Source organism: Halomonas sp. SIMBA_159 (genome assembly GCF_046536035.1).
GTDB lineage: Bacteria > Pseudomonadota > Gammaproteobacteria > Pseudomonadales > Halomonadaceae > Vreelandella > Vreelandella venusta_A.
Genome location: NZ_JAWJBT010000700.1, coordinates 1 through 267, shown reverse-complemented (window position 1 = coordinate 267; position 267 = coordinate 1). Strand labels below are relative to the sequence as shown.

Below are 267 nucleotides of genomic sequence, written 5' to 3'. Positions count from 1 at the left end.
CAACCAGAGGTCCCAGCATTTGTTCTGCACCAAACTTGACCAATACAGTATACCCTTGCAATGCCAGCACCATGCCGATAAACAAGCCGGACACCAGTATGATCAGTAGCGACAAAACCCCGATAACATACAGCTGCTTAACCAGCAGCGGAAATCCTTTACGGAAATCCGGTTTACCAAGCAAAGCACCGAATAGCATCAGGCCTGCGCGGCCAAAGCCGGTAATACTGTTTATGGTGGCTGCACCAAGCTGTTGTAACTTATTGG

At 49.1% G+C, this 267-nt stretch carries 1 protein-coding gene; it reads right to left on the bottom strand.

Annotation, left to right across the window (positions count from 1 at the left end; all coding sequences use genetic code 11):
* A partial coding sequence (locus R0J87_RS20995) for an ABC transporter permease (protein WP_498888687.1) occupies positions 1-267 on the bottom strand: 267 nt, incomplete at both ends.